Annotated in this window: 6 protein-coding genes; 5 read left to right on the top strand and 1 reads right to left on the bottom strand. The window is 45.4% G+C overall.

Annotated features, from left to right (window positions below):
- Nucleotides 1–331 precede the first annotated feature (331 nt).
- From guaB to serS, 5 genes are all read left to right on the top strand, one after another.
- Nucleotides 332–1789, top strand: coding sequence for an IMP dehydrogenase (gene guaB / locus P364_RS0103730; protein WP_024628817.1), 1458 nt, complete (start codon nt 332–334; stop codon nt 1787–1789).
- Nucleotides 1790–2210: 421 nt separating this feature from the next.
- Nucleotides 2211–3599, top strand: coding sequence for a D-alanyl-D-alanine carboxypeptidase family protein (locus P364_RS0103725; RefSeq protein ID WP_024628816.1), 1389 nt, complete (start codon nt 2211–2213; stop codon nt 3597–3599).
- Between the two features lie 244 nt (nt 3600–3843).
- Complete coding sequence (gene pdxS, locus P364_RS0103720; protein WP_024628815.1) at nt 3844–4725, top strand: pyridoxal 5'-phosphate synthase lyase subunit PdxS; 882 nt, start codon at nt 3844–3846, stop codon at nt 4723–4725.
- A 17-nt stretch (nt 4726–4742) separates the two neighbouring features.
- Nucleotides 4743–5333 carry a pyridoxal 5'-phosphate synthase glutaminase subunit PdxT gene (gene pdxT / locus P364_RS0103715; protein ID WP_024628814.1) on the top strand — a complete coding sequence of 197 codons (591 nt, stop codon included), beginning with the start codon at nt 4743–4745 and terminating at the stop codon, nt 5331–5333.
- A 260-nt stretch (nt 5334–5593) separates the two neighbouring features.
- A complete protein-coding gene (gene serS, locus P364_RS0103710; protein ID WP_024628813.1) occupies nt 5594–6877 on the top strand; it encodes a serine--tRNA ligase in 1284 nt (427 codons plus the stop codon).
- Nucleotides 6878–7028: 151 nt separating this feature from the next.
- Here serS and P364_RS0103705 read toward each other — a convergent pair whose 3' ends face one another.
- Nucleotides 7029–8858: a YheC/YheD family protein gene (locus P364_RS0103705; protein ID WP_024628812.1), complete on the bottom strand. Its 1830-nt coding sequence runs from the start codon at nt 8856–8858 to the stop codon at nt 7029–7031.
- Nucleotides 8859–8943: the final 85 nt, after the last annotated feature.

Here is an 8943-nt window from a genome sequence, read left to right as displayed (position 1 = left end):
TTATTTGTTTATAAGGAAGAAAACTAGAATTAAACATTAGTTATATTAGTTTGGATACAGTTAACGATCTGGTTTAAACCTAGGTAAACGCTACTCATATGGAGTGGCTTTTTTTATATATAAAATGAAGCTGTCCGTGCAAGAAATACAGTTGTATGCATGAGGCAATACACCTAATATAACCAGGGAGTTTCCCTTGACAGTCTAAATAACGCTTTGCTAAGATGGCAATAATAAATTTTTCAGAAAACGTATTTTCGGCATAAAATACAGCCTGGGATCTTCGGGTTTTGGACCGTAAAGCTGAGCAAACATAAGGAGGAACGCCCGCGTGTGGGAAGATAAATTTGGTAAGGAAGGTTTCACCTTCGACGATGTACTGCTGGTGCCCCGGAAGTCCGAGACACTGCCTAAAGAAGTGGACGTATCTGTTCGTTTGAGTGACAGCGTAAAACTGAATATTCCTTTGATTAGTGCTGGTATGGATACTGTTACTGAAGCGACATTGGCAATTGCGATTGCCCGTGAAGGCGGTATTGGTATCATCCATAAAAATATGTCTGTTGAGCAGCAAGCGGAGGAAGTGGATCGGGTTAAACGCTCGGAGAGTGGCGTTATCACCAACCCGTTCTCATTGACAGCGGAACATCTGGTTTCGGATGCAGAATCGGTTATGGCGAAATATCGCATTTCCGGTGTACCGATTGTCGAAGGAGATCAAAAGCTTGTGGGTATCCTGACAAATCGTGACTTGCGTTTTATCCACGACTTCTCCATTAAAATCAGCGAAGTCATGACTCGTGAGAATTTGGTTACTGCGCCTGTAGGTACTACACTGCAAGAAGCAGAAGGCATTCTCCAGAAACACAAAATTGAGAAACTTCCATTAGTAGATGAGTCCAACACACTGAAAGGTCTCATTACCATTAAAGATATTGAAAAAGCAATTCAATTCCCTAACGCAGCTAAAGATGCACAAGGACGTTTGCTGGTTGGTGCAGCGATCGGGATTTCCAAAGATACCTTTGAACGTGCTGATGCATTGGTTCAAGCTGGTGTTGACCTGATTACAGTAGACTCGGCACACGGACATCACATTAACATTATTGATGCCGTTCGTCAGCTGCGCGAGCGTTTCCCTAACCTGACGATTGTTGCTGGTAACGTTGCTACAGGCGATGCAACCCGTGAATTGATCGAAGCAGGGGCGTCAGTTGTCAAAGTAGGAATTGGTCCAGGCTCCATCTGTACAACTCGTGTAATTGCTGGTATCGGTGTTCCTCAAGTTACAGCAGTATACGATTGTGCAAATGTAGCACGTGAATATGGCGTACCAATCATTGCTGACGGTGGTATCAAGTACTCTGGTGAGATTACCAAGGCTCTTGCTGCAGGTGCTCATGCAGTTATGTTGGGAAGCTTGTTTGCAGGTACGGCGGAAAGCCCGGGAGAAACGGAAATCTTCCAAGGACGTAGTTACAAAGTTTACCGCGGCATGGGTTCAATGGCTGCGATGAAACAAGGAAGTAAAGATCGTTACTTCCAGGATGATGACAAGAAACTGGTTCCGGAAGGAATTGAGGGACGCGTTGCTTACAAAGGACCTTTATCTGATACCATTCATCAGTTGATTGGTGGTCTTCGTTCAGGTATGGGATACTGTGGTACAAGCAGTTTGGAACAGCTTCGTAATAACACTCAATTCATTCGTATTACAGGTGCGGGACTTCGCGAGAGTCATCCGCATGACGTACAGATTACAAAAGAAGCACCTAACTACTCGTTGTAATCCGAATTGTGCTAATTATTTCCAGGACAGGCTTGGCGATTTTCGCCGGGCCTGTCTTTTTTTGCGGATACCCCTGTGATAGAATAGAACAAGCGGTGATGATCCTTTATGGATTAGGGCGTTGCGGCGGTTTTTTGACATGAGTCTATGAAACTGCTTCTGACAATGAATCTGGATTGATAGAAAAAGGTTGCCCAGCTAGAAAAGAAGCGCGGACGTCCTTTTACATATGCATTTCATTTAATGCTAACTAAGTGACAATCGATACGACTTCAGGAGCAATGACATTGCTCTTTCGATACAGCGCATATACTACACATCTCACACGTCATCTTCACCTGATAGGGACTAAGAAAAAATCGCAGCTCAAGCTGCACTGAAGCACACAAAAGTAGCTTCGGACCGAAGGGAGTATTCATCATTGAAAGCCAAACAAATGAATAAGAAAAAACGTCAAATGCTCAAAAAAAGTGTAGCCTCGGTTATGCTGATTAATATGCTCTGCATGTCTGCGGTAATGCCTGTTATGGCTGCTGCCAACGATTCCGGCCAGGTATTGACCGCGGCGGCTACAACAACGAAGACAGAAAAGATCGTGAACATTCCTTCGGTAGACACACTGGGACTCGATGTTAAATCAGCAGTGTTGATGGAGGCTTCAACGGGCCAGATTCTACTCGATGTTAATGCAGATAAAGCTATGCCGCCTGCCAGCATGACCAAAATGATGACAGAGTATATTGTGGCTGAACAAGTCAAACAAGGGAAATTTAGCTGGGATGATATCGTTACAGTTAAAAAGAACGCGGCACAAAGTGTTGGATCTCGAATTTTCCTCGCAGAAGGTGATCAGCATACTATTAAGGAACTATACATTGCCATGGCTGTAGGATCAGCCAATGATGCTACAGTAGCTTTGGCTGAACACATCGCTGGCTCCGAGCAAGCTTTTGTGAAAATGATGAATGATGAAGCGAAGCGTATGGGAATGAAAGATAGCTATTTCATCAACTCAACAGGTCTGGACCGTGCGGATATGCCTGCGGATTTCCGTCCAGCTGAAGATAAAGAAATCGTTATGTCGGCACGGGATGCGGCCATTTTGTGCAGATACATCATCATGGATCACCCGGACTACAAAGATTTTACAACAATTCAATCCTATAAGTTCCGTCCAAATGATAAAGCTCCTATCATCAACTATAACTGGATGCTGGAAGCGAATAAAAATATAACCAATTTCAAAAGCTATGCCTACGAGGGTCTGGACGGGATGAAAACAGGCCATACCACGAACGCAGGGAATAACTTTACAGGAACGGCTGAACGTGATGGCATGCGTCTGATTAGTGTGGTTATGGGTACGGATTCAGAGCCGGCGCGTTTCAGAGAAACGAAGAAAGTATTGGATTATGGATTCAATAATTTTGAAGTTAAACAGGCGGTTGCTGCCAAAACTAAAGTCACAGGCTGGGAAGCTGTACCTGTGAAAAAAGGGACGGAAACGACTGTACCTGTAGTGACCGATAATGCTGTTAGTTTCGTTGTACCCAAAGGTACTCAAAACCTGGATGTCACTTTTAAAGCCAATGTAACTGAGGCTGATAAGCTGGTTGCTCCAATCAAGGCCGGAACCAAAGTTGGGACGGTTACTTATACGTATAAAGCGGATGGAATCGAGCCTCAGGAGAAGACAGTGAACCTAATTACCGCAGAAGAAGCTGAAAAAGGCGGTTGGTTCCGTCTCTTCTTCCGTGCCGTAAAAGATTTCTTCGTTGATCTGTTTGATGGCATCAAAAACCTGTTCTAATAGGCAAAGGCTCCAAGAGAACAGGATAAAATGGCATTTTTAATATTGTGTCGATGGTCCATTGACAAAATACAAGTAATTCCGACCGGATGGATTGTATATTTACAATTTTTCCGGTAAAATATCAAGTTAGAATTCTACGTATGAATCAGCTAAAAAGTCTATTGTTCTTCTACCTGACATTAGAGGTTTCACATCCTGTTCTTGGACAAGATTGACACATACATTACGGGGGGCTTGGAATATGGAAACGGGAACATCACGCGTTAAAAGAGGTATGGCTGAAATGCAAAAAGGTGGCGTCATTATGGACGTTATGAATGCCGAACAAGCTAAAATAGCTGAAGCAGCAGGTGCAACAGCAGTTATGGCATTAGAGCGTGTTCCTTCTGATATTCGTGCAGCAGGAGGAGTAGCCCGTATGGCGGATCCAACCATTGTTGAAGAAGTGATGAAAGTCGTAACCATTCCTGTTATGGCCAAAGCGCGGATTGGACATTATGTTGAAGCCAAGGTACTGGAATCCCTGGGAGTGGATTACCTCGATGAGAGTGAAGTTCTGACTCCAGCCGATGAAGTATTCCATATCGACAAACATGAGTTCACTGTACCGTTTGTATGTGGCGCCAAAGACTTGGGCGAAGCGTTGCGCCGGATCGGCGAAGGAGCTTCCATGATTCGTACCAAAGGTGAACCGGGAACAGGAAACATTGTCGAAGCCGTTCGTCACATGCGCTTTATTAATGGTCAGATTCGTAAAGTAACCAATATGTCCAAGGACGAGCTATATGCTGAAGCGAAGAACCTGGGCGTTGCATATGAGCTTTTGCTAGATGTACATGAGAATGGAAAGCTGCCTGTAGTTAACTTTGCAGCTGGTGGCGTAGCGACTCCTGCAGATGCTGCACTTATGATGCACCTGGGCGCAGATGGTGTATTTGTAGGCTCAGGGATTTTCAAATCGGACAGCCCTGAGAAATTTGCACGTGCCATCGTAGAAGCGACGACGCATTACACAGACTACAAACTGATTGCTGAAGTGTCCAAAAACCTTGGGGCACCGATGAAAGGTATTGAGATTTCCAAACTTGCACCTTCCGAACGCATGCAGGACCGCGGTTGGTAAGAGAAGGGGAATTGCAAATGAAAATTGGCGTTTTAGCACTTCAAGGGGCAGTCACAGAGCATATTCGTAGTATTGAACGGGCCGGAGCAGAAGGATTGGCTATCAAACAGGTTCAGCAACTTGAGGAGCTGGATGGGCTGATTCTTCCTGGCGGTGAGAGTACCACGATTGGCAAACTAATGCGCAAATATGGTTTCATGGAGGCCATTCGGGCATTCGCTGCTGAGGGTAAACCAGTGTTCGGAACCTGTGCTGGTTTGATCGTTATGGCTAAACATATTGCAGGACAAGAGGAAGCTCATCTGGAGCTGATGGACATGACCGTATCCAGAAATGCATTTGGACGGCAGAGGGAAAGCTTTGAAACAGATCTTCCGGTTAAAGGTATTGAGGAAACGGTAAGGGCTGTGTTCATTCGGGCACCTTTGATTGAGAGTGTGGGGAACCAGGTAGAGGTTCTTTCCACTTACAAGGATGAGATTGTTACTGCTCGACAGGGGCATCTGCTGGCTTGCTCCTATCATCCTGAACTGACAGATGATTATCGACTGCATGCTTACTTCGTAGACATGGCCAGATCGTATAAACAGTCTGTACAGAACCAATAGTGAATGATATACAACCTATGATCTGCCGGTATACCAGATCAGTCCTTCAGAGGCTCACAAGGCTTGCTGGTGCGGTGCTGTCTGGTCGGATGCCTGATGTTGCCCGTATTTAAGCGGGAATCGCAGCGTAGGGTAGCGCCGGAGGCCATAGGTTGTTTTTTACCAATAAGGAATCATAAAAGTTATGCGGAGCCGCAAAGCTATGGAATGGGCAATAAGGAAGGTTTCTACTTTGTGGTGTTATTTAGGAGGGGTATCTAGTGCTTGATGTGAAAATATTGCGGAATGAGTACGCACGTGTTGAAGAAGCGTTGAAGAACCGCGGCAAATCGCTGGATCTAATCGCCGGGTTCTCGGAGATGGATGCCAAGCGTCGCGAGTTGCTGCAAGAGAATGAAAACCTGAAAAATCGCCGGAACACCGTTTCTGGTGAAGTAGCCAAACTTAAAAAGAATGGTGAGAATGCGGACGATCTGATTGTTGAGATGCGTGAGGTTTCCGACCGAATCAAAGCTATGGACGAAGAAGTGCGTGAGCTGGAAGTGAAAATCAATGATCTAACGATGGCGATTCCGAACATCCCTAATGAGAGTGTACCTATTGGTGCGTCTGAAGATGATAATGTGGAGATTCGCCGTTGGGAAGAGCCTAAGTCGTTTTCCTTTACACCAAAAGCACACTGGGAAATCGCACAGGATCTCGATATTCTTGATTTTGAAGCGGCTGCCAAAGTAACAGGATCACGTTTCACCTTTTATAAGGGGCTTGGTGCACGTCTGGAACGTGCCTTGATTAACTTCATGATGGATCTCCACAGTGATCAGCATGGATACGAAGAGATTTTGCCACCATACATCGTAAACCGGGACAGCTTGTTTGGAACGGGTCAACTGCCGAAGTTCGAGGAAGACCTATTCAAGCTGAAAGATACAGAGTATTACTTGATACCTACCGCTGAAGTTCCGGTAACGAACTATCATCGCGAGGAGATTCTAAATGCAGATCAACTGCCGAAGCACTTTGTAGCATACAGCTCTTGTTTCCGATCGGAAGCCGGTTCTGCTGGACGGGATACACGCGGCTTGATTCGTCAGCACCAGTTCAATAAAGTGGAGTTGTTGAAACTGTCTTCTCCTGAAACCTCTTATGAGGAATTGGAGAACATGACACAAAATGCGGAACGTGTGCTTCAATTATTGGGACTGCCTTACCGTGTTCTGACGTTGTGCACGGCAGATATGGGCTTCACCTCTGCGAAAACGTATGACATTGAGGTCTGGTTGCCGGAAAGCAATACGTATCGTGAAATTTCGTCTTGCTCCAACTGCGAAGACTTCCAGGCACGTCGGGCCAATATCCGCTTCCGTAGAGAACCAAAAGCGAAACCGGAATTTGTTCATACCTTAAATGGTTCAGGACTGGCGGTAGGGCGTACAGTAGCTGCTATACTGGAGAACTACCAACAAGAAGATGGAACAGTGGTTATTCCTGAAGCACTGCGTCCTTACATGGGCGGAGTCAGCGTGATTGCACGTCGTTCCTAAGCTATTCAATAAATGAATGAAAGAAACCGTCTCCTGACCAATGGAAGTTCGAACTTCCCATTGGCTAAGGAGACGGTTTTTTTGTTGGGTAGGGTTATGATGATTTTGTACAATGCAGCCTAGTACGTATGTCCATGTTGTAAATGTAGAACTAACGCAAAGAAAGTGCAAATGGAATCATATGTTGTGCGACTTCAAATTCCCTGTGCGTTGAATCGATTTTGTTCATGTTGACTTCAAAAATCCAAATCTCACCCAGCGAATCATTCCCTACATCAATGCCCAGCTCGCAGATTCGCTCCTTCACATGGCCTGCAATATGATCAGCCGTCATGGTCGCCATTCGTTCCAGTCTCATCAGCATGACTTCTTCCTTATTAGGAAACTCATGACGAGAAAGGCAGTCCCATGTCGTAAATGCACGAAGTGAGCCGGCGTCGTTTACCACCTTATACTCGCTAGGGGTAGAGAGAAAAGGGAAAGCGGAAATGAAAGACCATTCCCCGCTTCCGTTCCGGACCAGATGCAGTCTTATATGATAAGGAAGTCCGTTCCGGGTTTCGCTGCGAATAAACTTTTGAATAATAAATCCCTTCTGGGCTGCATGCATGGAAATCAGTTGCCCGAACTCCTCACCATTCATTTGGTGAACATGCTCATGAGTCTTTACGGCGAAGCCTTCCTGTTCACGCTGAACAACAATGATTTCGCTGCCGAACGGGCCTATCGAGGGTTTAATGATGGAAGTCCCGTAAGTATCGATGAAAGCCAAAATCTCACCAACGTTTTCAACGGCAGTATACGGGATCAGATGCGAACTAAGCTCTGCATGATTTTGAAGTATTTCAAAAATTTCGTTCTTGCTAAAGGAAGCTTCGTTTCGTTCATCGGTGAAAGATATATGCCTTAAAGCCTCGTATACATCACTGTAATTCGTATTTCCACGTGCCTTCAATCGGTCATAGACCACATCGGGGAAGGGACAGTACCGAGCTTCCCACTCCCCGTCCTCCAGGACATACCCTTTGATATAACGTAATTCCGCATGAACATCGTGTGGAGCAAAATAATAAAACGCTGCATTATTCCATTTTGCTGAATAGGCACAGGCATCCGCGAGTTGCTTATCATTGGGATCATTGGTAAGCATGGCAATAACGGGATGGGGTGCTAATTGCCCTGCTTTGGCTACATAGTGCGCATATTCAATCGTTCTTGCTGCTCGAACCTGTTCATGAGATGGTGCTGGGGGGCTAATATTGGCATCCACGAAAAATATTCGGCCTCCCGGAGTCACGATAAAATCCATGCAAAGCTCATCAATAAGAAAGGAATACGAACGATTGATTGTCTCTGCAATACGAATAGCAAGCCGCTCCATCTCACGACTGATCCGGTCTGCTTGACTTGGGAATAAACGATAGAGCATATCAGCGGCATCCTCAATGCGGCCACCTTTACTTATATTGCTGATGATGGAGTCCGTATTTCCAGTGTGGGCATACATTTGGGTCAGGGCCCATCGTCCCGTTTCATCACGCTGAATATGTATTCGGAAATCAACAACTTCTCCGTGAACATTCAAATATGCAAGAAATTGATCCGGATCCTGCAACCATTCCGTCGGAATGAGGTAATCTTTGAAGAGGGGCTCCAATTTCTTCTGAATGTCGTATTTTCCATGAATCAGAAATGTTGTAAAGGGAACCCTCCGGCGCAGCCAGTCCTCACATTCAGGTCTGTTCTGACCAGGCTCAGGTGCTTCATTAAGCACCACGTCTGGGAGGGGGACGTTCCTTTGCACCCATGAATTTCCTTCCCGGAAGGTAGCATGAATCACTTCCTGTTCCACATCAATGTGACTGGCATCAAAAAGGAAAACATGCGCACCTTTTTTCATTCCCTCCGAGATCAGTTCGCTGATTCGTTCCTCAGGTAAGGAGTTCAAAGGGTCATTGTTCCGATACACACCTATAAACAATTCATCACCCCATCATGAAAAAGTCTAGAATCCATTATACAGGGCACGGCTGAACAGATTCTGAACAACAATTCCAATCGTCCGG

It is taken from the genome of Paenibacillus sp. MAEPY2 (assembly GCF_000499205.1).
In the GTDB taxonomy this organism is placed as follows: Bacteria; Bacillota; Bacilli; order Paenibacillales; family Paenibacillaceae; genus Paenibacillus; species Paenibacillus vandeheii.
Note: the sequence above shows the minus strand (reverse complement) of the source record. Positions and strands in the feature narration are given on the sequence as shown.

Excerpts from the sequence above, each read along its gene's own strand:
- pdxS (WP_024628815.1), top strand. The coding sequence starts at position 3,844 with ATGGAAACGGGAACATCACGCGTTAAAAGAGGTATGGCTGAAATGCAA.
- pdxT (WP_024628814.1), top strand. The coding sequence starts at position 4,743 with ATGAAAATTGGCGTTTTAGCACTTCAAGGGGCAGTCACAGAGCATATT.